The 24,144-nt window shown below is 71.9% G+C and carries 20 protein-coding genes; 8 read left to right on the top strand and 12 right to left on the bottom strand.

All coding sequences use genetic code 11. From position 1 onward, the window contains the following. Positions 1 to 64 precede the first annotated feature (64 nt). The 7 genes from ACH4SI_RS08900 to ACH4SI_RS08870 form a co-directional block, all read right to left on the bottom strand. Positions 65 to 487 carry a hypothetical protein gene (locus ACH4SI_RS08900; protein WP_398294260.1) on the bottom strand — a complete coding sequence of 141 codons (423 nt, stop codon included), beginning with the start codon at positions 485 to 487 and terminating at the stop codon, positions 65 to 67. Positions 488 to 575: 88 nt separating this feature from the next. Then, positions 576 to 1,229, bottom strand: a complete 654-nt coding sequence (locus ACH4SI_RS08895; protein ID WP_398294258.1) for a TetR/AcrR family transcriptional regulator — start codon at positions 1,227 to 1,229, stop codon at positions 576 to 578. Then, positions 1,226 to 3,235: a CocE/NonD family hydrolase gene (locus ACH4SI_RS08890; RefSeq protein WP_398294256.1), complete on the bottom strand. Its 2,010-nt coding sequence runs from the start codon at positions 3,233 to 3,235 to the stop codon at positions 1,226 to 1,228. The genes ACH4SI_RS08895 and ACH4SI_RS08890 overlap by 4 nt, the downstream gene beginning before the upstream one ends. Positions 3,236 to 3,570: 335 nt before the next feature. Then, positions 3,571 to 5,277 carry a dipeptide ABC transporter ATP-binding protein gene (locus ACH4SI_RS08885; RefSeq protein WP_398294254.1) on the bottom strand — a complete coding sequence of 569 codons (1,707 nt, stop codon included), beginning with the start codon at positions 5,275 to 5,277 and terminating at the stop codon, positions 3,571 to 3,573. Next, positions 5,277 to 6,191, bottom strand: coding sequence for an ABC transporter permease (locus ACH4SI_RS08880; protein ID WP_398294252.1), 915 nt, complete (start codon positions 6,189 to 6,191; stop codon positions 5,277 to 5,279). The genes ACH4SI_RS08885 and ACH4SI_RS08880 overlap by 1 nt, the downstream gene beginning before the upstream one ends. Then, entirely contained in the window at positions 6,188 to 7,147 is a 960-nt protein-coding gene (locus ACH4SI_RS08875; protein WP_398295196.1) for an ABC transporter permease, read from the bottom strand. Before ACH4SI_RS08875 ends, ACH4SI_RS08880 begins: the two co-directional genes overlap by 4 nt. Positions 7,148 to 7,152: 5 nt before the next feature. Next, on the bottom strand, positions 7,153 to 8,769 hold the full coding sequence (locus tag ACH4SI_RS08870) for an ABC transporter substrate-binding protein (protein WP_398294250.1): 1,617 nt from the start codon (positions 8,767 to 8,769) through the stop codon (positions 7,153 to 7,155). 257 nt (positions 8,770 to 9,026) lie between these two features. On the opposite strand from ACH4SI_RS08870, the gene ACH4SI_RS08865 reads away from it, so the two are divergent. The 3 genes from ACH4SI_RS08865 (at position 9,027) to ACH4SI_RS08855 (ending at position 11,311) form a co-directional block, all read left to right on the top strand. Then, complete coding sequence (locus ACH4SI_RS08865; protein WP_398295194.1) at positions 9,027 to 10,238, top strand: pyridoxal phosphate-dependent aminotransferase; 1,212 nt, start codon at positions 9,027 to 9,029, stop codon at positions 10,236 to 10,238. Between the two features lie 85 nt (positions 10,239 to 10,323). Further along, the gene (locus ACH4SI_RS08860; RefSeq protein WP_398294248.1) at positions 10,324 to 10,734 is read left to right on the top strand and encodes a hypothetical protein; all 411 of its coding nucleotides are present in this window, start codon (positions 10,324 to 10,326) and stop codon (positions 10,732 to 10,734) included. Between the two features lie 67 nt (positions 10,735 to 10,801). Beyond that, complete coding sequence (locus ACH4SI_RS08855; RefSeq protein ID WP_398294246.1) at positions 10,802 to 11,311, top strand: O-acetyl-ADP-ribose deacetylase; 510 nt, start codon at positions 10,802 to 10,804, stop codon at positions 11,309 to 11,311. A gap of 29 nt (positions 11,312 to 11,340) precedes the next feature. On the opposite strand, the gene ACH4SI_RS08850 is transcribed toward ACH4SI_RS08855, so the two are convergent. Beyond that, a complete protein-coding gene (locus tag ACH4SI_RS08850; protein ID WP_398294244.1) occupies positions 11,341 to 12,531 on the bottom strand; it encodes a mandelate racemase/muconate lactonizing enzyme family protein in 1,191 nt (396 codons plus the stop codon). Positions 12,532 to 12,708: 177 nt separating this feature from the next. Further along, on the bottom strand, positions 12,709 to 14,559 hold the full coding sequence (locus ACH4SI_RS08845; RefSeq protein ID WP_398294242.1) for a phosphoenolpyruvate carboxykinase (GTP): 1,851 nt from the start codon (positions 14,557 to 14,559) through the stop codon (positions 12,709 to 12,711). 253 nt (positions 14,560 to 14,812) lie between these two features. Between ACH4SI_RS08845 and ACH4SI_RS08840 the strand changes: the two genes are divergently transcribed. Further along, positions 14,813 to 15,511: a hemolysin III family protein gene (locus tag ACH4SI_RS08840; RefSeq protein ID WP_398294240.1), complete on the top strand. Its 699-nt coding sequence runs from the start codon at positions 14,813 to 14,815 to the stop codon at positions 15,509 to 15,511. A gap of 24 nt (positions 15,512 to 15,535) precedes the next feature. Then, positions 15,536 to 16,174: a TetR/AcrR family transcriptional regulator gene (locus ACH4SI_RS08835; protein ID WP_398294238.1), complete on the top strand. Its 639-nt coding sequence runs from the start codon at positions 15,536 to 15,538 to the stop codon at positions 16,172 to 16,174. A gap of 33 nt (positions 16,175 to 16,207) precedes the next feature. On the opposite strand, the gene ACH4SI_RS08830 is transcribed toward ACH4SI_RS08835, so the two are convergent. Beyond that, on the bottom strand, positions 16,208 to 18,268 hold the full coding sequence (locus ACH4SI_RS08830) for a thioredoxin domain-containing protein (RefSeq protein ID WP_398294236.1): 2,061 nt from the start codon (positions 18,266 to 18,268) through the stop codon (positions 16,208 to 16,210). A gap of 146 nt (positions 18,269 to 18,414) precedes the next feature. On the opposite strand from ACH4SI_RS08830, the gene ACH4SI_RS08825 reads away from it, so the two are divergent. Then, entirely contained in the window at positions 18,415 to 21,714 is a 3,300-nt protein-coding gene (locus ACH4SI_RS08825; protein WP_398294234.1) for a tetratricopeptide repeat protein, read from the top strand. A gap of 51 nt (positions 21,715 to 21,765) precedes the next feature. On the opposite strand, the gene ACH4SI_RS08820 is transcribed toward ACH4SI_RS08825, so the two are convergent. Further along, positions 21,766 to 22,026 (bottom strand): hypothetical protein, encoded by a 261-nt coding sequence (locus ACH4SI_RS08820; RefSeq protein WP_398295192.1) that lies wholly within the window; start codon positions 22,024 to 22,026, stop codon positions 21,766 to 21,768. A gap of 7 nt (positions 22,027 to 22,033) precedes the next feature. After that, complete coding sequence (gene mca / locus ACH4SI_RS08815; RefSeq protein WP_398294232.1) at positions 22,034 to 22,906, bottom strand: mycothiol conjugate amidase Mca; 873 nt, start codon at positions 22,904 to 22,906, stop codon at positions 22,034 to 22,036. A gap of 96 nt (positions 22,907 to 23,002) precedes the next feature. Here mca and ACH4SI_RS08810 point away from each other — a divergent pair, with 96 nt between their 5' ends. Then, positions 23,003 to 23,413, top strand: a complete 411-nt coding sequence (locus ACH4SI_RS08810) for a DUF4307 domain-containing protein (protein ID WP_398294230.1) — start codon at positions 23,003 to 23,005, stop codon at positions 23,411 to 23,413. 211 nt (positions 23,414 to 23,624) lie between these two features. Next, complete coding sequence (greA, locus tag ACH4SI_RS08805; protein ID WP_398294228.1) at positions 23,625 to 24,122, top strand: transcription elongation factor GreA; 498 nt, start codon at positions 23,625 to 23,627, stop codon at positions 24,120 to 24,122. Positions 24,123 to 24,144 lie beyond the last annotated feature (22 nt).

Genomic DNA, 24,144 nt, shown 5'->3' with positions numbered 1-24,144 from the left:
AAGTCGATTTCCGGCCTTTCGGCCGCCGGGGCGCGAGCACGGCGGTGTCCCGCCGCGCTCGCGCTCACACCGACTTCGCCACAACGAAGCAGACCGCCGCGAGCCCGACGCCACCCACGAGCAGCGACGCCGCGACCCGGCCCGTCGTCGTACCCCGCGCCGACCGCCTGACAGCGAACAACACGTCCGTCGAACCCGGCACCCACCGCTCGCCAAGGAACATGAACCGCAGGTTCACGGCCCAGGCCATCACTCCGAATCCCGCCATGGGGAAGCCGAGGAAGACCCCCCCATGGACAGCCACACCTGCCTGGCGCCGGTGCCATGTTCCCTCGTCAAGCCCCCCGGCGTACACCGCGTCAAGGGCTGAAGAAACCCAGGCGAACAGGGCGATGAGGAAACACACGAGGCCCACCACCCGGCGCACCGAGCGGCGAACGCGTTGCGGTGCGGGTCCGAGCTTTCCGAGGTCCGGCTCCTGCCTCATCGTGGCCCCCGTCGCCGAATTGCCCCAGTATCCCACGCGCGGCGAACAAATAGGGCTCGGGGGAGCATGAGAGCGTGGGAGCTCGAACTCAGCGGCCGCCGCGCAGCTCCGCCTCGACGAAGCGCCACAGATGCCGTCGCGCGTCCTCGACGCTCAGGACCGGGACCTGCCGCAGACGGCGCAGGGCGAGGCCGTCGGCGAGGGCCGAGAAGCGGAGGGTGAAGTCCGCCGGGTCGGCGCAGTGGAAGTCGCCCTCGGCGCAGCCGCGCTCCACCAGGGACCGGATCTCGCCGTGCCAGCTCTCGTACCGCTCGGCCGCCCCGCGGGCGAAGGTCTGGTCGCGCTCGCCCGCGTTCCAGTAGTCGAACCACATCCGCCAGTGCCGGTCCGTGTCGTCCGTGAAGAGCGCGTCGATGAGCAGCCGCAGGCCCTCCGCGCCGCTGGTGGCGCGGTCGGCGGCCTCGGTGAGGGCGGCGTAGTAGCGCTCTATGTGGAGGACCATCGCCTCGGAGAGGACTTCCTGCACGCTCTCGAAGTGGTACGTGACGGTGCCGACCGAGACCCCCGCCGCGGCCGCGACCTCGCGCACCCCGACCCCCGCGGTGCCCCGCTCCGCGATGAGCGGAACGGCGGCCTCCACGATCAGCCGGCGCCGTACCTCGGTCGGCTGCCGGGTGCGGGCCGAGGCGGCGACGGCGCGCCGCGGGGGGCGGCGGTCGGACCCTTCGGAAGACGGCGTCACGCGGACGTCCTCGGGATGGTGTGCTGCCATGCGCGGTTGGCCACTGTCTCTCCGTTCGCCCGTGCCTCGACGCTGCTGTCCATGATGAATTCCTCCGCCGTGGCACGCAGTTCGGTCGCGGTGCGGATCTCCGCATCCCAGCCGTCGCGCCGCAGCCGGATGGTCCACCGCGAGCTTGCCACGGCCGACAGCGGATCGCCGGAGCGGATGCGGTACGTCTCGCGGGCGCTCTCCTCGTACCGCAGCCCGTCCGGGTACGTGCGCGAACCGCCGTAGTTGGGGTCCACGTCCAGCACCCACTCCCCCGTGGCGACATCGTGGGTGACGGTGCGTTCGGGGCGGGGTTCGGTGGGGGTCTCCACGGTCACGGCGAGCGGCGGGGCCTGTTCGGGCTCGTCGAAGGTGATCGGCGCCCGCGCGGCGTCGTCGGACGGGTCGCGCACCGGGAGCAGCAGGGCGCTCTCCCCGGGGCGTACGGTCAGCTGCCCTCGCTCGCCGTGCGGCCAGACCCACGGCCAGTACGCGTCGGAGACGGCGACCCGGACGCGGTGGCCGGGCGGGAAGGCATAGCCGGTGCCGTTCAGCTCGAACTCGACGTCCTCGTACGTCCCCGGCTCCCACTCCACGGCCTTCTCCCGGCCGTGCCGGGACATCAGGTTGAGCACACCGCGGGTGACCAGCGTGGACGAGCCGTCGGGGGCCACGTCGCAGACGCGCGCGATGACATGGGCGCGCCGGGTCGCGCTGTCCAGCCGCAACCGTACGCGGGGGCGGCCCAGGATCTCGACCCGCTCGGTGAGCGGCGCCGAGTCGAAGCAGACCGAGCGGCCGTCCTCCTCGCGCTGGTCCGGCGGCAGATCGGTGGCGTTGCCGAAGGGGAAGTAGCGGCCCGCGTCGAGGCCGGTGTGAAGCGGGGAGCGGACGATCACCGGTTCCTGGGATGAACCGCCCAGGGGGCGCGTCTCCCAGGTCACGGACGGGGACGGCCAGGCGTCGTCGCCGACCCAGCGGCCGGGCATCGTGTCGTACGAGGTGGCGGGCGGCACCGGATCGTTGATCCACGCCCGGAGCAGCGGCTCGTCCATGACGCCGGTGGGCTCGTCCTTGAGCCAGTGGTCCCACCAGCGCAGCGTCTCCTGGAGGAAGCCGATCGCCGGGCCCGGCGGCAGCCCCCGGTCCGGGTACTGGTGCGACCAGGGGCCGATCAGCCCGCGTACGGGCGCGTCGAGGTGCTCCACCAGGCGCAGCACGGTGTCCCGGTACGGATCGGCCCAGCCGCCGACCGCGAGTACGGCGGCGTCGACCGCCGCGTAGTCCTCGCACACGCTGCCGTGCCGCCAGTACGCGTCGCGCTCCTGGTGGGCGAGCCAGGTGTGCAGATACGGCTCCAGCGCGTCGAGCCGCTCCCGCCACATCGGCAGCCAGCGGTCCTCGCCGACGGAGGTGGGGTGCGGGGGGCGGGCCGTGAACGCCAGCATGGTGCCCGCCCAGGCGAGCATGTCGATGCCGAGGACGGCGCCGCCGATGTAGTGGACGTCGTTGTCGTAGCGGTCGTCGGCGGAGCACACCGTGACGATCGCCTTCAGCGGCTCGGGGCGCAGGGCGGCGATCTGGAGCGAGTTGAATCCGCCCCACGAGATCCCGAACATCCCCACCTTGCCGGTGCACCAGGGCTGTGCGGCGAGCCAGTTGACGACGTCCACGCCGTCGGCCAGCTCGGTCTCGTCGTACTCGTCGCGCATCACGCCCTCGGAGTCGCCGCTGCCGCGCAGGTCGACGCGTACGGAGGCGTAGCCGTGGCCGGCGTACCAGGGGTGGCGCTGGGCGTCGCGGGGGGCGGTCCAGTCGCTCTTGCGGTACGGGAGGTATTCCAGGAGGGCGGGTACGGGGGTGGTCTCCGCGTCTGCCGGGCGCCAGATCCTTGCGTGGAGCCGTGTGCCGTCGCGGGTCGGAATCCATACGTCCTCGACCCGCACGTCACGGTCGAAGCTTTCCCTGTACCTCACGCTTCTCCTCTACCTGCTGTCGTATACGCCTGCGGCGGGCCGTCCCCCACCCCGCCCCTTCCCGAAACCGGGGGCAAGCCCCCGGCCCCCCGTTGCGGGGGCTCCGCCCCGAACCCCCCGCCGGGACTCCGCCCCGGGCCCGGCCCATCAAGGTTTCGTCGTCGGGTGCGGGCCGGTGGGTGGGTTGTGCCCACCCGTCCCTCCCCCAGCTACCGCTGGGAGGTGCCCCCTCCGCGGAACGATTGCCCACAACGGGGTGCATCCAGCCCCTCCGGCGGTTGAGGAGCGGGGTCCAAGGGCGGAGCCCCTGGTTTCGGGAAGGGGCGGGGTGGGGGCTACTCATCCGCCGGCCGCCACCTGCGCACTCGGTGGTCCCCGCCCAGGTCGGTCCAGACGTCCCCCGGCTCGGCCGCGTCGGTCCAGTCGTCGGCCGCCTCGACGACGGCTTCCGCGTCCGGGTCGGGTTCCAGGGCGGCGGCCATGAGTTGGCGGGTGTAGGGGTGGCCCGGGGCCGCGAAGACGGCGTCCGTCGGCCCCTCCTCCACGACCACCCCGTGCCGCAGCACCACCACCCGGTCGGCGATGCCGCGCACCACCGCCAGGTCGTGGCTGATGAAGAGGCAGGCCAGGTCCCGCTCCCGGCGCAGATCGTCCAGCAGGCGCAGCACATCGGCCTGGACGGACACGTCCAGCGCCGTGGTGATCTCGTCGGCGATCAGCACGTCCGGCTCACCGGCCAGCGCCCGCGCGATGCCGATGCGCTGGCGCTGGCCGCCGGAGAGCTGCGCGGGGAGCCGGTCGGCGAAGTCGGGGTCGAGGCGGACGTCGGTGATGAGCCCGCGGGCCCGCGAAGCCGCCTCGTCGCGGGAACGAGCGGTGCCGAAGAAACGCAGGGGGCGCCGCACGGCGTCGCCTACCGAACGGCGCGGATTGAGCGAGGTGTCGGCGTTCTGGAAGACGAGCTGGATCTTGCGCCGGAGCGCGAGCGGTCGTCGCCGCGCGGCGGAGGCCAGGTCACCGGCCTCGTGGGTCATGGCACCGCCCGACGGGGCCCGCAGTCCGGCCAGCGCCCACGCCAGGGTGGACTTGCCGCTGCCGGACTCGCCGACCAGGGCCAGCACCTCACCCCGCCGCACCTGGAAGGAGACACCATCGACGGCCCGAGCCGAGCCGTAGTCGACAGTGACGTCCCGTACGTCGACGGCCTGACCCGCGCCGGACGGCACCGTCCGCTTCGGCCGCACCTCCCGCGTGCCGTCCTCGCCGACGAGGGCGAGCCCGGTGTCGGTGAGCCGCGGCACGCTGGAGAGCAGGCGGCGGGTGTACGGGTCGGCGGGGGCGGCGAAGAGCCGCCGGGTGGGGGCGGCTTCGACGACCCGGCCCGAGCGCAGCACGCACACCCCGTCGGCCATCCGCGCGACGACGCCCAGGTCGTGGCTGACGAGGACGGCGGCGAGGCCGAGTTCGTCGCGCAGGGATTCGACCAGGTCCAGGACGGAGCGCTGGGTGAGGACGTCGAGTCCGGTGGTGGGCTCGTCCAGGACGAGCACCTGGGGGCGGGTGGCGATGGCCATGGCGATGGCGACGCGCTGCTGCTGTCCGCCGGAGAGTTCGTGCGGGTAGCGGCGGGCGAGTTCGGCGGGGCGCGGCAGCCGGACCTGTTCGAGGAGGTCGGTGACGGGCACGTCGCCGCCCGCCTCGGCGATCTGCCGCCCGACGCGCATGGAGGGGGTGAGGGCCTGGCCCGCGTTCTGGGCGATCATCGCGACCGTCCCGCCGCGCAGCCGCCGCAGTTCGCGCGGGGGGAGCGCGAAGACGTCGCGCCCGTCGACCCGCACCGTACCGGCGGTGAGCCGCGAGCCGTGCCGCAGGTGGCCCAGCAGGGTCGCGGCGACGGTGGACTTGCCGCTGCCGGACTCGCCGACGAGGGCGAGGGTCTCGCCCCGTGCCAGCTCGAAGCCGACGTCGTCGACGACGGGGATCTCCCGCCCGCCCGACCGGTAGGCGACGCCCAGGCCCGTAACGGAAACGATGGCGCTCATCAGGAGCCCTCCCGGATGCGGTCGACGCCCCACGCCTTGGACAGCCCGTCGGCGGCGAGGTTGAGCCCGACGACGAGGGTGGCCAGGGCGATGATGGGCGCGAGGCTGGCCATGGGGACGACGGTGATGGCGGTGCGGTTCTCGGAGACCATGAGCCCCCAGTCGGGGGTGGGCGGATCGGCGCCGAAGCCGAGGAAGGACAGCGACGAGATCAGCAGCACGACCCACGAGGCGCGCATGGCGAATTCGACGCACACCACGTCGATGATGTTGGGCAGTACTTCGCGCCGCAGGATCGCCCACGTCCCCTCCCCGCGGGCGCGTGCGGCGGTGACGTAGTCCTGGGGGACGACGGCGAGCGCGGCGCCGCGTACGACGCGTACCACCTGGGGGACGCAGATGACGCCGATGGCCAGCACGATGACGCCGGAGCCGGTGCCCAGCGCGGTGACGATGACCAGCAGGACGAGGATCGCGGGGATGGACAGCACCGCGTCCAGGATCCGCATCAGCACGTCGTCCAGCCAGCCGCCGCGCAGGGCGGCCGCGCAGCCGAGGACGGTGCCGAGCGCGAGGGTGATGAGGGTCGCGGTGACGGAGACGCCGAGCGCGTACCGCCCGCCGTACAGCACCCGGGTCAGCACGTCGCGCCCGTACTGGTCGGTGCCCGCCCAGTGGTCGGCGCCGGGCCCGAGCAGCGCGTGCGAGGCGTCGCCGACGGTGGGGTGGTACGGGGTGAGCAGCGGGGCGAGCAGCGCGATCACGATGTGGACGGCGACGATCGCGAGCCCGATGGCGGCGGGGCGGGAGGTGCGTAGGGTGCGCCAGACGCGGGCGGCACCGGTGCCGGGGACCCCTGATCGGGCGGACGGCGGGGGAACGGGGGCCGCGGCAGGCGTCTTCAGCGCGCTCATCGGATCCTCCCTCCTCGGGTGCGGAGCTTGGGGTTGAGGGCCATGGAGCCGAGGTCGGCGGCGAGGTTGCAGACGACGTAGACGACCGCGCTGATGAGGGCGATGGCCTGGATGACGGGCAGGTCGCGGTTCTGCACGGAGGTGAGCAGCAGCTTGCCGATGCCGGGGTAGTTGAAGACGTTCTCCACGACGGCGACGCCGCCGATCAGCCAGGCCACGTTGAGCGCGATCACATGGAGGGTGGGCAGCAGCGCGCCGGGCAGGGCGTGCCGGGTGACCACGCGCCAGGTGGACAGCCCCTTGAGGCGGGCGGTGGTGACGTATTCGCTCGCCATGACGTCGATGACCGACGTACGGGCCATCCGCACGATGTACGCGGCCATCACGATCGCGAGCGACGCGGCGGGCAGCCAGACGGCGGGGAGCAGTTCGCCCGTGGAGGCCCCCGGCCCGTACAGCACCACGGCGGGCAGCACGGGGACGGTGACGGAGAAGGCGAGCACCAGCAGGGTGGCCACGACGAATTCGGGGATGGACATCCCGACCAGGCTGACCGTGGAGATCACGTGGTCGGGCCAGCGGTCGCGGTAGAGCCCGGCGAGGATGCCGAGGACGAGCGAGCCGGTCACCGCGAAGAGGACGGTGACGACGGCGATCAGGGCGGAGTTGCCGAGGTACTGGGCGACCTCGCCGCCCACCGGCTTGGTGGTGACCAGGGAGGTGCCGAAGTCGCCGTGCAGGGCGCCCTTGATCCAGTCGGCGTAGCGCTCCCACGCGGGCTGGTCGAGCCCCATCTGCTTGCGCAGCGCGGACACCGCGTCGGGGGTGGCGTCCTTGCCGAGCACCTGGGTGGCGACGTCGCCGGGCAGCGCCTGGACGGCCAGGAAGACCATGACGGAGGAGAGCAGCAGGGTGCCGAACGCGGCGACGACGCGGCGGACGATGAAGGTGAGCACGTTTCTCACGCCCCCTTCAGGCCGATGCCGAGGTAGTCGAACTCGAAGCCGTGCTCGGCGTAGCCGCGCACCTTCCGGGAGATGCCGGTAAGCCGGTCGGCGAACATCGGGGTGATCGCCCCGCCCCGCTCGATGACCAGGGTCTGCGCCTGCCCGTACAGCTCGCGGCGGCGGCGCCCGTCGGTCTCGCGGCGGGCCCGGTCGAGGAGCGCGTCGAACTCCTTGTCCGACCAGGCGGTCTCGTTGTAGGAGGAGCCGCTGCGGAAGACCTGGTTGAGGAGTTGGTCGACGGGGCGCCCGGTGTACCAGTAGGTGGCCATGAGCGGCTTCTTCATCCAGATCTGGGTGTAGTACGAGTCGGCGGCCGCGGTCTTGACCCGGATACGGATCCCGGCGCGGGCCGCGGACTCCTGGTAGGCGAGGGCCATGGGCGTGAAGATCGGGTCGTACGAGGACGTGTAGAGGTCCATCGCGAGCCGTTCGTGCCCGGCCCGCTTCAGCAGGTGGCGCGCCCGCTCGGGGTCGTGGGCGGGGTGGGCGGCGATGTGGTTGGGGTCGCTCGGCGGTACGGGGTTGTCCCAGCCGAGCGTGCCCGCGCCCTGGAGGGCGACCTTCCGGATGTGCTCGGGGTCATAGGCGAGCTTCATGGCCTGCCGGACCCGCACGTCGGTGAAGGGCTTCTCGGTGGTGAGCATCGGCAGCACGTACCACTGGGCGTTCTTCGACCGGGAGATGGTGGCGCGGCTGGAGGCGGCGATGACGCGGGCGGTCGCGAAGTCGAGGTTGGTCTGGGACAGCAGATCGACCTGCCCGGCGAGCAGGGCGTTGGCGCGGGCCTGCATGTCGGCGACGGAAAAGAAGTCGATGGCGTCCAGCACCGGGCGCCCGGCCCAGTGGTGCTCGTACGCCACGACCCGGCCGGGCCCGGCGGCGGTGAAGGAGGCCAGCTTGAAGGGGCCGGTGCCGATGCCGGTGCGGCCGATGGACTTGGCGCTGCCGTCGGGGACGACGTAGCAGTTGTAGTGCGTGAGCAGGCTGGGGAACTCGGCGTGCGGGCTCTTCAGCGGGATCACCAGGGTGTGCGGATCCGGGGTGCGCAGCCGCTTGGGATCGACGAGCGGGGCGAGCACCGGGCCCTGCGGGGAGGCGGTCGCGGTGTCGAGGATGTGCCGCAGCGTGTAGGCGGCGTCGGCGGAGGTGAAGGCGGAGCCGTCGTGGAAGGTGACGCCGCGGCGCAGCCGGAAGGTCCAGGTGCGCGCCTTGTCGTCGGGCTCCCAGGACTCGGCGAGGTCGGGGACGACCTTGCCGTCCTTGTCGACGCGGACGAGCCGGTTGTAGAGGGCGCCGAGGTATTCGTACGCCGACAGCGCGCTCGCCGGGTCCAGCGTCTCGGCGTCGGAGGCGGGTGGCCGGGCCATGCGCAGGGTGCCGCCGCGGTCGGGGTGCCCGGCCGGGCCGCGGGTGGGCACGGCCTCGGACGGGGACGCGGAGGCGGCGCCCGAGCAGCCGGTCAGCAGGGCGGACCCGGCGACGACACCGCCGCCCGCGGCCGCGGCGGCGAGCACCGACCGCCGCGGTATCCCGGCCGCCCCGGGGTCTTTTCGATGGGAGGTCTCGGACATGGACGGGGCGCCTTCCCGGCTCGTTTCGTTCAGCTGAACGATTGGGTGAGGTGCGTGAACGATAGCCAGCGGCTCCCCTCAGGCCAACCCCCCGTTCGCGGAAATTAACGGGGGTAACCCACTTGTTACCGACCGGCCGGCCGACCGGCGCGCAGGGGGCGCGTTGCGCCCGGCGCGGCCCCGGGGCGCTCCCGTACACCGTCCACGTGGTGAAAAACACCGAGCGTGGCCGGATACTCCGCCGTAAGGTGGCCGACATGCAGGTGATCCAGTCCACGAAGCTCGCCAATGTCTGCTACGAAATCCGTGGCCCGGTTCTCGAGGAGGCAATGCGACTGGAGGCAGCGGGTCACCGCATCCTCAAGCTCAACACCGGCAACCCGGCCACCTTCGGGTTCGACTGCCCGCCGGAGATCCTCGAGGACATGCTCCGCAACCTCGGCGACGCGCACGGCTACGGCGACGCCAAGGGACTGCTCTCCGCCCGGCGCGCGGTGATGCAGCACTACCAGACCCAGGGCATCCACCTCGACGTCGAGGACATCTTCCTCGGCAACGGCGTCTCCGAGCTGATCCAGATGTCGATGCAGGGGCTGCTGGACGACGGCGACGAGGTCCTCGTCCCCTCCCCCGACTATCCGCTGTGGACCGCCTCGGTCTCGCTCGCCGGCGGCACCGCCGTCCACTACCGCTGCGACGAGCAGGCGGACTGGCTGCCGGACCTCGCCGACATCGAGCGCAAGGTGACCGACCGCACCAAGGCGCTCGTCATCATCAACCCGAACAACCCGACGGGCGCCGTCTACAGCGAAGAGGTGCTGCGCGGCATCACCGACATCGCCCGCCGCCACCAGCTGATCGTCTGCTCCGACGAGATCTACGACAAGATCCTCTACGACGGCGCCACCCACACCCCGACCGCCGCCCTCGCCCCGGACCTGCTGACGCTGACGTTCAACGGGCTCTCCAAGGCGTACCGCGTCGCGGGCTACCGCAGCGGCTGGCTCGCGGTCTGCGGCCCCAAGGCCCACGCCGCCAGCTATCTGGAGGGGCTGACGATCCTCGCCAACATGCGGCTGTGCGCCAACATGCCCGCCCAGCACGCGGTGGCCACCGCCCTCGGCGGCCGTCAGTCGATCAACGACCTGGTGCTCCCGGGCGGCCGGCTGCTGGAGCAGCGCGACACGGCGTACGAGCTGCTGACCCAGATCCCGGGCGTGAGCTGCGTGAAGCCGAAGGGCGCGCTGTACGCGTTCCCGAAGCTGGACCCCAAGGTCTACAAGATCAAGGACGACCGGCAGATGGTCCTCGACCTGCTGCGGGCCGAGAAGATCATGATCGTGCACGGCACGGGCTTCAACTGGCCGGAGCCGGACCACTTCCGCATCGTCACGCTCCCGGCGAAGAAGGACCTGGCCGACGCCGTGACCCGGATCGGGAACTTCCTCGGCGGATACGGCCAGCCCTGAGCACGCCGGAACAGGTGTCTGCAGAAGGCTCAACTTTAGACTGAGTCTAAGTTAGGATGGCCTCCTGAACGTTTGGAGGCCCTCCATGTACGAGCCGATCCGCACCAAGTCGGTCCACACCATGGCCGCGCCCGAGCCCGATTTCCCGCACCGCTCCCGCGAGGAGGAGCTGGACATTCGGCTCGCCGGACATCTGACCGCACTGCTGACCGTGACCGACGAGTTGCGCGTCCTCACCCCGGACCCGGCCCTGGACGAGGCCGCCGAGCGCCTGGCCGACCAGGTCGTCAGGCTGCGGGACGGCCGCGCCCCGCTGCGCGCCGCCCCCACCACGGCCGAAGCCGACCCGGCCCATGTCGCCGCCCTCCACCAGCGCGCCCACACCCTGGCGGGCTGGGCCCTGGTCATCGCCACCTCGCGCGACGACGCGGAGGCCACCGCGCTCACCGCCGAGCGCCTGGAGGCCCACGCGGCGGGGCTGGGCGTCGCCGTCTGACGGCTGTCACCGTCCGACGCACAGGACGCGCAGGACGCGCCTGCGGATCGTGACCCACGATGGAGTCATGACGACCACCATCACGCTCGTCCACGGCGACATCACCGCGCAGCACGCCGATGCCATCGTCAACGCGGCGAACTCGTCCCTCCTCGGCGGCGGAGGGGTCGACGGGGCGATCCACCGGAAGGGCGGGCCCGAGATCCTCGACGCCTGCCGGAGCTTGCGGGCCTCCCGCTACGGCAAGGGGCTGCCCACCGGCCAGGCCGTGGCCACGACAGCGGGGCGGCTCGACGCCCGCTGGGTCATCCACACCGTGGGGCCGGTGTGGTCCGCGACCGAGGACCGTTCCGGCCTGCTGGCGTCCTGCTACCGCGAGTGCCTGCGCGTCGCCGACGAACTGGGCGCGCGGACGGTCGCGTTCCCGGCGATCTCCACCGGCGTCTACCGCTGGCCGCTGGACGACGGCGCCCGCATCGCGGTGGAGACGGTCCGCGCCGCGGACACGGCCGTCGAAGAGGTGCGCTTCGTCCTCTTCGACGAGCCCGCGTACCGGGCCTTCACGGCGTGGGCCTGAGCGACCTTCCGGGAGTTACGCGCTACGCGCTACGCGCCTTCGCCGAAGCGGGCCGCCTCCTTCGTCCAGGCCGCCGCCCGGTCGCTGAGCGAGAGGCCGAGACCGGCGCGATTCGGGATGACCATGCGGCCCTCGCGCAGCTCCAGCCGCTCGTTGAACAGCGGCTCCAGCCACTCGAAGTGCTCGACCCACGCGGTGCGCGGGTAGGCCGCCGAGAGATGGACGTGGATCTCCATCGCGAAGTGCGGGGCGAGGCTCCGGCCCTTGTAGTCGGCGAGCGTCATGATCTGGAGGAACGGCGTGATGCCGCCGACCCGCGGGGCGTCGGGCTGGACGAAGTCGGAGGAGCCCGCCTCGATGAGCGCCGCGTGCTCATGTGCGCTGGTCAGCATCTCGCCGGTGGCTATGGGGGTGTCCAGGGTGGCGGCGAGGGCCGCGTGGCCCTCGGCGTCGTACGCGTCGAGCGGCTCCTCGATCCAGGTCAGGTCGAACTTCTCCAGCACCCGGCCGACCCGGGTGGCGGTGATCCGGTCCCACTGCTGGTTGGCGTCCACCATCAGCGGAACGCCGTCCCCCAGATGCTCCCGTACGGTCTCCACCCGGGCGAGGTCCACGCGCGGGTCCGGCGAGCCCACCTTGAGCTTGATCCCGGCGACGCCCCGGGAGCGGGCCAGGTCGATGTTCTCCAGCACCTGCTCGATGGGCGTGGAGAGGAAGCCGCCGGAGGTGTTGTAGACGCTGACCGCGTCGCGGTGCGCGCCCAGCAGCTTGGCCAGCGGCAGCCGCGCCCGCCGGGCCTTGAGGTCCCACAGCGCGATGTCGAACGCGGCGACCGCCTGCACGGCGGCTCCGCTGCGGCCCATGGACGCGCCCGCCCACACCAGCTTGTTCCACAGCCGGGCGATGTCGCTGGGGTCCTCGCCGATCAGCTCGGGCGCGATCTCCTGGGCGTGGGCGTACAGCGCGGGCCCGCCGGCCCGCTTGGAGTAGCTGAAGCCCAGCCCCTGATGGCCGCCCTCGGTGCTGATCTCGGCGAAGAGGAAGGCCACTTCGGTGAGCGGCTTCTGCCTGCCCGTCAGCACCTTGGCGTCGCTGATGGGCGCGTTGAGCGGCAGGTACACCAGGGAGAGCCGGATCGCCGAGACCCGGTCCGTGCTCGCCTCCCCAGGCGCGGAGGCGAAGGGTTTGAAGGCGACGGAATCACTGGGCGCGACACTCATGCGGTGCTCTCCTCGGCATCGTGCTGGGTTGCAGGGCTACCATCCGTCGCCGCACCGGAAACCGTCCAGACCTGACGTGTAGGACTCCCCTTGATCACGTCCGGCCTCGTTTCACCTCCACGCACAGGCCGGGGCCCGCACCGTGCGGTGCGGGCCCCGGCCTGTTGAGGTGAGGGTTCAGCCGAGACGCTGCACCAGCGCCCGGTACTCGTCCCACAGCTCCTTCGGCGTGTGGTCACCAAAGGTGTTGAGGTGCTCGGGGATCAGGGCGGCCTCCTCGCGCCACACCTCCTTGTCGACGTTGAGCAGGAAGTCCAGCTCCGCGTCGCCCAGTTCGAGGCCGTCGGTGTCGAGGGACTCCTTGGTCGGCAGGATGCCGATGGGGGTCTCGACGCCCTCGGCGCGGCCGTCGAGGCGGTCCACGATCCACTTCAGGACGCGGCTGTTCTCGCCGAAACCGGGCCAGACGAACTTGCCCTCGTCGTTCTTGCGGAACCAGTTGACGTAGTAGATCTTCGGGAGCTTCGACTGGTCCTTGTCCTTGGCGACGTCGACCCAGTGGCCCATGTAGTCGCCCATGTTGTAGCCGCAGAACGGCAGCATCGCGAACGGGTCGCGGCGCAGCTCTCCGACTTTGCCCTCGGCGGCCGCGGTCTTCTCGCTCGCCACGTTCGCGCCGAGGAAGACGCCGTGCTGCCAGTCGAAGGACTCGGTGACGAGCGGGACCGCGCTGGCGCGGCGGCCGCCGAACAGGATGGCCGAGATCGGCACGCCCTTGGGGTCCTCCCACTCGGGCGCGATGATCGGGCACTGTCCGGCGGGCACGGTGAAGCGGGCGTTGGGGTGGGCCGCGGGCGTCTCGCTCGCCGGGGTCCAGTCGTTGCCCTTCCAGTCCGTGAGGTGGGCGGGCAGTTCCTCGGTCATGCCCTCCCACCACACGTCGCCGTCGTCGGTGAGCGCGACGTTGGTGAAGACGGAGTTGCCCCACAGGGTCTTCATCGCGTTGGCGTTGGTGTGCTCACCGGTGCCGGGCGCGACGCCGAAGAAGCCCGCCTCGGGGTTGATCGCGTACAGCCGGCCGTCCTCGCCGAACCGCATCCAGGCGATGTCGTCGCCGATCGTCTCGACCGTCCAGCCGGGGATGGTCGGCTCCAGCATCGCGAGGTTGGTCTTGCCGCACGCGCTGGGGAAGGCCGCGGCGACGTACTTGGCCTCCCCGCGCGGCGGGGTGAGCTTGAGGATCAGCATGTGCTCGGCGAGCCAGCCCTCGTCACGCGCCATGACGGAGGCTATGCGCAGGGCGTAGCACTTCTTGCCGAGCAGCGCGTTGCCACCGTAGCCGGAGCCGTACGACCAGATCTCCCGCGTCTCCGGGAAGTGCGAGATGTACTTGGTGCTGTTGCACGGCCACGGAACGTCCGCCTGGCCCGGCTCCAGCGGGGCGCCGAGGGTGTGGACGGCCTTGACGAAGAAGCCCTCGTCACCGAGGACGTCGAGGACGTCCTGTCCCATGCGGGTCATGGTGCGCATGGCGACGGCGACGTACGCGGAGTCGGTGATCTCGACGCCGATCGCCGACAGCGGCGAGCCGAGCGGGCCCATGCAGAACGGGACGACGTACATGGTGCGGCCGCGCATCGAGCCCCGGAAGACGCCCTGTTCGCCCGCGAAACTGCCTTCTTCTCCGCAAAAGATGGCACGCATCTCGGACGGGTCTTTCCAGTGGTTCGTCGGACCCGCGTCCGCCTCCTTCTCGGAGCAGATGAAGGTGCGGTCCTCGACGCGCGCCACATCGCTGGGGTCGGAGGCCGCGTAGTACGAGTTGGGGCGCTTGATCGGGTCGAGACGTTTGAACGTGCCCTTCTCGACGAGCTGCGCACACAGACGGTCGTACTCCGACTCCGAACCGTCACACCAGACCACTTCATCGGGCTGGGTGAGGGCGGCGATCTCGCCGACCCAGGCGATCAGTTCCTGGTGGCTGGTCGGGGCCGTGATGAGGGAGGAAGCCACATTGCTGGGCGCCACGATCGCTCCATCCCGCCGGAACCGCACTGCTCCGGCGTCTTGGTTTGAGGGTTTTGGGCGAATATGTGCACGCATATCCGCATATGGAGACAGCTACCCCTTGGGGGCTGCGACCCGGATGCTCAGCTCATCCGGTGCCGACCGCGCTCATTTGATCATCCGACGGTACGGGCGATCTGTCCAGTGGGCGTCTTCGTGACCATCACCACTCGAAACGACCGGTAACGCACGGTGGCTGGGTAGCATGAGTGCCATGACTGCAGCCCCGCCCGACGCCGCCGTTGACCAATCCCCAGGGCTCGAGACACCCCCGCTTCCTCTCAAACCCATGCTGCGCGGCTGGCTGCACGCCGGCATGTTCCCGGCCGCGCTCATCGCCGGAGTGGTGCTCACCGCGCTCGCCGACAGCCCGCGCGGGCGCATCTCGTGCGCCATCTTCACGCTCACCGCCTGCGCGCTCTTCGGCACGAGCGCCCTGTACCACCGGGGCAATTGGGGCCCGCGCGCGACGGCGGTGCTGCGCCGCCTGGATCACGCCAATATCTTCCTGATCATCGCGGGCACCTACACGCCCTTCACGATGCTGCTCCTCCCGCATGGCAAACAGCAGCTGCTGCTCTGGCTGGTGTGGGCGGGAGCGCTCGCCGGCATCGCCTTCCGGGTGTTCTGGGTCGGCGCCCCACGCTGGCTCTACACCCCGTGCTACATCGCCCTGGGCTGGGCCGCGGTGTTCTTCCTGCCGGACTTCCTGCGCACCGGCGGCATCGCCGTCATGACGCTGATCGTCGTCGGCGGCCTGCTCTACAGCGTGGGCGCGGTGATCTACGGGACCAAGCGCCCCAACCCCTCACCCCGCTGGTTCGGCTTCCACGAGGTGTTCCACTCCTTCACGCTCGCCGCCTTCGTCGTGCACTACGTCGGGATCTCGCTGGTCGCCTACCAGCACTCCTGACCGCCCACCGGTACCTCCCCGACAATGATCGGCATGGCCTCCGCACACACGCCCCGCGCCGGCAGGACCCCCGCCGGCCCCCGGCCCGGGCTGCGCGAACGCAAGAAGATCCAGACCCGGCAGGCGATCCGGCGGGCCGCCTACCGGCTGTTCGCGGAGCAGGGCTATGACGCCACCCCGGTGGACCGGATCGCGGAGGCCGCGGACGTCTCCCCCAGCACGGTCTTCCGCTACTTCCCGACCAAGGAGGACATCGTCCTCACGGACGAGTACGACGAGGCCATGGCCGCCGGGGTCCGGGACCGGCCGCCGGGCGAGCCGCCGATCTCCTCCCTGCGGCGCGTGCTGATCGACATGGCGGGGCGGCTGACCGGTGACGAGCGCGAGGAGATGCTGACCCGGCTCACCCTGATCCGCCAGGTCCCGGCGCTGCGCGCCCGCATGGGCGAGGGCATGGCCAGGACCGGGATCATGCTGGGAGAGGTGCTGGCCGAGCGCAGCGGCCGGTCACCGGAGGACTTCGAGGTGCGGGTGCTCGTCGGAGCGGTCCTCGGAGCCCTCCAGGAAGCGGTCTTCCACGGCATCGCCCACCACGGGGTGGAGACCGTGGAGGAGAGCGTCGACCGCGCCCTGGACATGCTCGCCCGCGGCCTGCCGCTGTAGCCCGCCGCCGCGGGGTTCCCGGGCTCCCTCCCGTCAGCCGCCGAGCCCGGCCGTCAGCGCCGCCACGTCGGCGGTCGGGGCGTCACAGGTGAAGTGGCGGCATACGTACGCCGCCGGGCGGCCCTCCAGCAGCCCCCGCCCCGCCAGCAGCGGCACCTCGTCGGAGCCGGGCGCGCCCACCGCGACCACCGCGCCGGGCGCCGTGCCCAGCAGCGCGGCCCGGTGCAGGGCGCGGGTCGCGGGGTCGCCGTCCGGCCCGACGACGGCCACCTCACGCGGCCCGTCCAACTGCGCCTCGGCGACGGCCAGACCCCAGCCGATGAACCGCGGCACCCGTGCGCCCAGCGCCCGCACCACGCCCAGCGCCCGCTCGGCCGCCTCCCGGTGGCGGCCGCTCCCGGAGACGGCGGCATAGGACAGCAGCGCCCCGGCGGCCGCCGTCCACCCCGAGGGCACGGCGTTGTCGGTCGGGTCCTGGGGGCGGCGGATGAGCGCCTCGGCGTCGTCGGCCGTGTCGTACAGCGTGCCGTCCTCGGCGGCGAAGTGGTGCAGCACGGTGTCCAGGAGCAGCCCCGCGAACTCGACCCACACGCCCTCGCCGGAGACCGCGGACAGGGCGAGGAAGCCCTCGGCCACATCGGCGTAGTCCTCCAGCACGCCCGCGTGGGCGCCCACGGCCCCGCCCAGCGAGGTGCGGGCGAGTCGGCCGCCGGTGTCCATGTGGAGGCGCACGAGCAGGTCGGCGGCCTCGGTCGCGGCCTCGACCAGGTCGGGGCGGTCGAAGTAGGCGCCGGTCTCGGCGAGGGCGGCGATGGCCAGCCCGTTCCAGGCGGCCACGATCTTGTCGTCGCGGCCGGGCCGCGCCCGCCGCTCCCGCGCCGCCAGCAGCCGCTCCCGTACCGAGGCGAGCCAGGCGGCGTCGGCCGGGGGCGCGCCGTCGGGCAGCTGGAGGACGGAGGACCCCCCGCCGCGGCAGCGGCCAATGTCACTGTCGAAGGTGCCGTCCTCGGTCACCCCGAAGGACGCGGCGGCCTGCTCGGCGTCCGCCTCGCCCAGCACCTCGCGCAGCTGCTCGGGCGTCCACACGTAGTACGCGCCTTCGACGTGCCGCCCGGTGCCGTCGTCGCTGTCGGCATCCAGCGCGGAGGCGAACCCGCCCTGCTCGGTGCGCATCTCGCGGACCAGGAAGTCGGCGGTCTCCAGGGCGACCCGGCGCGCGAGCTCCGAGCCGGTGGCCCGCCAGAGGTGGGCGTAGACGCGGCACAGCAGCGCGTTGTCGTACAGCATCTTCTCGAAGTGCGGAACGATCCATTCCGCATCGACGGAGTAGCGCGCGAACCCGCCGCCGAGCTGGTCGTAGATGCCGCCGCGGGCCATCGCCTCACAGGTGGCCTGCACCATCTGCAACGCGCCCTCGGAGCCGGTCCGGGCGTGGTGGCGCAGCAGGAACTCCAGCGCCATGGACGGCGGGAACTTCGGCGCCCCGCCGAACCCGCCGCGCACGGCGTCGAATTCGCGGGTCAGCCCCATCAGCGCGCCCGCCAGATCCTCCGCACCGGGCGGCTGCGGCGCGCCGGAACCCAGCGCGATGCCGGTGCGCTCGGCCAGGTCCCGCACGATCTTCCCGGCCACGTCCTGCACCTCGTCACGCCGGTCGGCCCAGGCCGCGCGGACGCCCTCCAGCACCTGCCGGAACGAGGGCATGCCGTGCCGGGGGCGGGGCGGGAAGTAGGTGCCGAAGTAGAAGGGCTGGGCATCGGGCGTCAGGAACACCGTCATCGGCCAGCCGCCCTGCCCGGTCGCGGCCTGCACCGCCTCCATGTAGACGGCGTCGACGTCGGGCCGCTCCTCGCGGTCGACCTTGACGGAGACGAAGTGGGCGTTCAGATACTCGGCCGTCTCGGCGTCCTCGAAGGACTCGTGCGCCATGACGTGGCACCAGTGGCAGCTGGAGTAGCCGACGCTCAGCAGCACGGGGACCCCGCGGCTGCGCGCCTCCTCGAACGCCTCGTCGGACCACGGCCGCCAGTCGACCGGGTTGTCGGCGTGCTGGAGGAGGTAAGGGGACGTTTCGTGCGCCAGGCGGTTCGGCATAACCCCATCCTCTCCCACACCGCGGCGCAAGCGCCGATTGTCCACAGGGGGAGTTATCCACAGGGCTGCCGGAAATGAGGCAGAAGCGGAAGACTTGGGGAGCAACGCGCGATTCACGCGTGGCGCTCGTGCAGGAGGGGGATCACATGCCGGGCTCACTGGCCGTGCTGCGGGACAGCCACCGGACGGAGGTCGAGCGGCTGCTGACGCGGGCCGTCGAGGAGGAGGTGCGGCGCTCCGGCGGCCGCACGGACGGCGGGGTGCTGCTCAGCCGCGCGCGGGGCTCGCTGGACGAGATGGCGGCGACCGCGGCCGAGGAGTACGGAGCGTATGTGCACGCGCTGGACGAAGCGGCGGCAGGCAGCAGACCGCTCTCGGCGATGCTGGGGCGCGAGCGGCTGTCCACCCCGGCGCTGGCCGCGGCGGTGGCGGCGGCCGCCGCCTTCGGCGCGGATCTCACCTTCGGCACCTCGGCGGGCACCGCGCTGGGCGCGGGCGTGACCGCGGGGCTGGCGGGGTCGGCGGCGGCCGTCCTCAAGCTCACCGCGGCGCACTGGCCCGCCGCCCACCGCCAGGCGGCGCTGCGCAACCAGCCCGGCGGGCCGGAGCAGTTGCGGCTGCAGTGGCTGACGGCGGTCGAGGTGCGGGGCATCCGGCCGTTCATCGATCAGCACCGGATGACCTCGGCCGCCACCCGCCAGGGCGGCGGCCAGGCCAAGCGCTCCGCCTCCACGGGCGGCGGGCAGGCGCCGCGGCTGCGGGGTGCGGACCGCAGCCAGGCGGCCCGCAGGCGCACCGTGCTGGAGCAGTCCTTCGGCCATCTCCCCCAGGGGGACGGCCCGTTCGCCGGGCGCCGCGCGCAGACGAGCCAGATCGCCCAGTGGGTGCACCAGGCGCGGGCCAGCACCGAGACCAAGCCCACGGTGGTGCTGCTGGAGGGCCCGCCGGGCTCGGGCCGCACCACGCTGGCCGTACGGGCGGCGCATGAGCTGCGCGACCAGTTCCGGGGCGCGTGCCTGGTGGACATGCGCGGGGACAGCGCCGACCAGGCCCCGCTGTCGACCCGCGACGCGCTGCTGCATCTGCTGAACCGGCTCGGGGCGCCCCGCGACCAGCTGCTCTTCCGGGAGCGGGCGAGCCAGGACCAGCACCGCAAGCGGCTCATCGAGCTGTATCACCAGCATCTGACCGGGCTGCCCGTCACGATCGTGCTGGACGACGCGAGCGACGCCGAACAGGTGTGCACGCTGGTCCCGGAGCGGTCCGACAGCCTGATCCTGGTCACCTCGCGCACCCCGCTGACCCTGCCGCCGGAGCTGGCCGCGTGGGTGCACCGGCTGGAGATCGGCCCGCTGGACCAGTCGGGCGCCGAGGAGCTGCTGCGGGTCTCCGCCGAGAACCCGGCCGGGCCCGGACCGTACGACGGGCAGTCCGTGGAGCGGATCGCCGAGCTGTGCGGGCGGCTGCCGCTGGCGCTGCGGATCGCGGGCTCCTCCCTCGGCCCGCGCACCCCCGCCGCCCTCGCCACCGACCTGGAGGCGTACGGGCCGGTCGGCCCGGTCGAGCGCACCCTGTGGTTGCGGTACACCGACCAGCAGGACGGCGCCCGGCGGCTGCTGCGGCGCCTCGCGCTGGCCGGGCGGGCGAGCCTGGGCGCGGCGGCCGCCGCGGCGCTGCTGGGCGCCGATCAGCAGGAGGCGGCCCGCCATCTGGACGCGCTGGGCCGCGCCGGGCTGATCCAGCATGTGCGCGGCAGCCGCTACCGGCTGCACGACCTGGTCCGCTCGTTCGCCGCCGCCCGGCTGGCGGACGAGGAGGAGCCCGAGCAGCGCACCGCCGCCCAGGAACGGCTGATCCGCAGCTACGCCGAGCTGGCGGACTCGGTGATCCGCCTGGTCGACGGTAAGACGTCCACCCGCGCCGATGTCTTCACCAAGGGCGCGGCGGGCGGCCACGGCTTCACCTCGCTGGACGCGGCGCTGGGCTGGCTGGACGACGAGTCGAGCTTCATCACGGCGGCGCTGCGCCATGCGGAGGGCGTGGACCAGTCCGCGGTGCTGCATCTGCTGGGCGCGCTGTGCGACTACTGCCTGCTGCGTGGCGACCTGTACCGGCTGGGCGAGATCAGCGAGCTGACCCAGGCCGTCGACCAGGGGCTGCTGGTGCGGTCCGTCCAGTGGCGCACCGGTATCGCGGCCCGTCAGCTCGGCGAGCTGGACCAGGCCCGTACGACGCTGTCCTCGGTGGTCGACCTGTATTTCGAGGCCCAGCACGAGGCGGGCGCGGCCCGCGCGCTGTGCAGCCTGGGCATCACCCTGCACCACCAGGGGAATCTGGTGGAGGCCGCGGCGAAGCTGCGCGAGGCGCTGGCCCTGCAGACGCCCGAGGCGCTGCGCGGGGACCGGGGATGGACGATGCACGCGCTGGCCGCCGTGGAGCGGGACCGCGGGCAGCTCGCCGAGGCGCTGGAGCTGCTGCGGCAGGCGCTGGAGCTGCACCAGGAGTCCGAGAGCCTGCACGGCCAGGCGTGGGCGCACTTCCAGCTCGGTCAGGCTTGTCTGCGGATGGGCGATGTGCCGCGCGCCGAGGCCGAGCTGCGGGAGGCGCTGGGCGCGTACGGCCGCACCCACGACCAGCGCGGTGAGGCCTGGGCGCTGACCCAGCTGGCCCGCGCCCGGCTGGTGGCCGGGGAACCGTCGGTGGCCGTGGACCAGCTGCGCCAGGCCCTCTCCCGGCACCGGGACAACGACGACGCGCGCGGTGAGGCGTGGACGCTGTACTACCTGGGTCAGGCGCTGGAGGAGCGCGGCGACCGGGACGCGGCGGTGCGCGAGCTGGAGCGGGCCCGCACGATGTTCAGCCGGATGCGGGACGTGTACGGGCTGGCGTGTGCCCGGCATCACTCGGCGCGGGTCACCCGTGATCTGCGGGCGGCGCAGACCGGCTCGCTGCGCAACAGCGGCTTCGCGCGGCAGCTGCTGCAGGACGCCCGGCAGGACTTCCACCGGGTGGGGGTGGCCCACGGCGAGGCGTGGTCGTGCGTCGAGCTGGCGGTCATCGACGCGGGAAACGGCCGGGCGGTGCAGGCGCTGGAGCTGGTGGACGAGGCGGCCCGGCTGTTCGCGGGGTACGAGGACCGGCGCGGCGGGTCCTGGGCCCGGTTCCTGCGCTGCACGCTGCTGCCGTTCGCCTCGGCGGGCGGCTCGGTCATCGGCACGGCGGTGGCGCAGGAGGAGCTGGCGGAGCTGCGGCGGGAGCTGCGGGAGCCGGGCGGCGCCGCGGCGGGCGGGGATCCCCGGCTGGAGGAGTGCGCGGAGGCGTTCGCGCTGGTGCTGGAGCGCGGTGTGGAGCCGGAAACGGGATGGCAGGCATGGCAGCTCGGCATGGTGCCGAGCCGCCGCTCCCGCGAGGTCATGGCCGTGCTGCCGGACCGCCCCCGCGCCTGATCCCGCCCCGCGAGCCCGGGCCCGGTCCGGGCCCAGGGTGAGGAGGTGCCGCTAGGCCGTGCGCTCCCCCTTGGTGCCCTTCGGGGAGGCGGTGGCCCGGGCTTCACCGGGCTGCGTCTCCCCGGTCTGCGGCTCCTCCTCGAAGTCCACCTTGTTCATGTGCTTGTTCATCGACTTCATCAGGAGCCACACCGCGCCGCCGATCAGTGCGAAGACGACGAACCCGAGCAGGCCCGGGGTCACCTTGTTCTCGTCCAGATCCTTGGCGAGCGGGACGAGATGCGTCATGGCGAGGGTGCTGGTCGCGCTCATCATGCGGTCAATTGTTGCGGATGCCCGCGAAGAGGTCGTCCTCGGGGAGGGAAGTGTCCACGAGCGACTTCGCGAGCTCGTATTCCTCCGTCGGCCAGATCTCCTTCTGGATGTCCATGGGCACCCGGAACCAGCCGCCGTCGGGGTCGATCTGCGTGCGGTGCGCGATCAGCGCCTTGTCGCGGATCTCGAAGAAGTCGGCGCAGGGCACATAGGTGGTCAGGGTGCGCTCGCGCCGGGAGAACTCCTTCCAGCGCTCCAGCCACTCCCCGTACGGCGACTCCAGGCCGCGGGCGAGCAGCCCCTCGTGCAGGGCGACGGTGCGCGGCCGGTTGAAGCCCTGGTTGTAGTAGAGCTTCTGCGGCTGCCAGGCCGGGCCGGCCTCGGGGTACTTCTCGGGGTCCCCGGCCGCCTCGAAGGCCACCATCGTGATCTTGTGGGTCATGATGTGGTCGGGGTGCGGGTAGCCGCCGTTCTCGTCATAGGTGGTGATGACCTGCGGCTTGAAGGAGCGGATGAGCTTGACGAGCGCGCCCGCCGCCTCGTCCACGTCCTGGAGCGCGAAGCAGCCCTCGGGGAGCGGGGGCAGCGGGTCGCCCTCGGGAAGCCCGGAGTCCACGAAGCCCAGCCACTCCTGCTTCACGCCGAGGATCTCGCGCGCCTCGTCCATCTCCTTGGCGCGGACCTCGTGGATGTGCTCCTCGATGTATGGATCCCCCTGGAGCTTGGGGTTGAGGATGGAGCCGCGCTCACCGCCCGTGCAGGTCGCGACCAGCACGTCCACCCCCTCGGACACGTACTTGGCCATGGTGGCCGCGCCCTTGCTCGACTCGTCATCCGGGTGGGCGTGCACGGCCATCAAACGCAGCTGCTCAGTCAACTTCGATCCTCAGTGATTCGTCGCGGAAGACGGCTTCTATAGTGACCCACAGCGGGCCGGAATAATTCCGGGTCTCCCAAGCAGGAGGAAGCGATCATGTCGGCGGTGCGCCAGGGCCTTCCCGAGGGGCGCTACGGCCGCTCCGTGGATGAGCGGGCCGACCGCAAGCTGAAGATCATCGGTTCGGTGCTGGGTGCCGGCCTGATCGCGCTGATCGCCTGGTTCGGATACGCGTACGTCATCGATGAGGACGTCAGCGGCCAGCTGACCGGTTTCAAGGTCACCTCGGACGACACCGTCGAGGTCCGGCTGGAGATCACCAAGGACAAGGACGCCACCGCCGAGTGCACGGTGCGCGCACAGGACACCTACCACGAAGAGGTGGGTCGCAAGAGCTTCACCTTCGGGCAGCGCCAGGACGACATGGTCAAGATCGTGACGGTGCGCACCACCTCGCGTGCGACCAGCGCCGAGCTGGTCGCCTGCGGCTCCGCCGCGGACGGCTGAGCCGGGCGGAGACCGGCTGGACACCGGCCGGAGAGCTACGTCAGCCACACCAGAACTCGCCCGTTTTGCCCCGGTTCATGCGCATGGAGCTGAGTTCCCTCCTCCCTGTTTCCTGTCGGAATTGTTAGGCTCGTGGTTTCGCCCGGCTTTGAAGGCGCACCCTTCTGAGTAGGGCGTTCATTTGTATTCCCAGCACCGACGAGGAGCACCTGTGACCCAGACCAGCGAGAACGTCACCTGGCTGACCCAGGAGGCGTACGACCAGCTCAAGGCCGAGCTGGAGTACCTGTCGGGTCCGGCACGTATCGAGATCGCGAAGAAGATCGAGGCCGCCCGGGAGGAAGGTGACCTCCGGGAGAACGGCGGTTACCACGCCGCCAAGGAGGAACAGGGCAAGCAGGAGCTCCGGGTGCGTCAACTGACGCAGCTCCTGGAGCACGCGAAGGTCGGTGAGGCACCCGCGGACACCGGCGTGGTCGCCCCCGGCATGGTCGTCACCATCGCCTTCGACGGCGACCCGGACGACACCCTGAGCTTCCTTCTCGCCTCTCGTGAATACGCGAGCGCGGACATCGAGACCTACTCGCCGCAGTCCCCGCTGGGCACGGGTGTGAACGGCAAGAAGGTCGGCCAGGACGCCGAATACGAACTGCCCAACGGCCGTACGGCATCGGTCCGCATCCTGGACGCCAAGCCCTACCAGGGCTGAGCGCCCGCTCAACGCCCTCGCG

It is taken from the genome of Streptomyces sp. NPDC021212, assembly GCF_044332925.1.
Lineage (GTDB): Bacteria > Actinomycetota > Actinomycetes > Streptomycetales > Streptomycetaceae > Streptomyces.
Note: the sequence above shows the minus strand (reverse complement) of the source record. Positions and strands in the feature narration are given on the sequence as shown.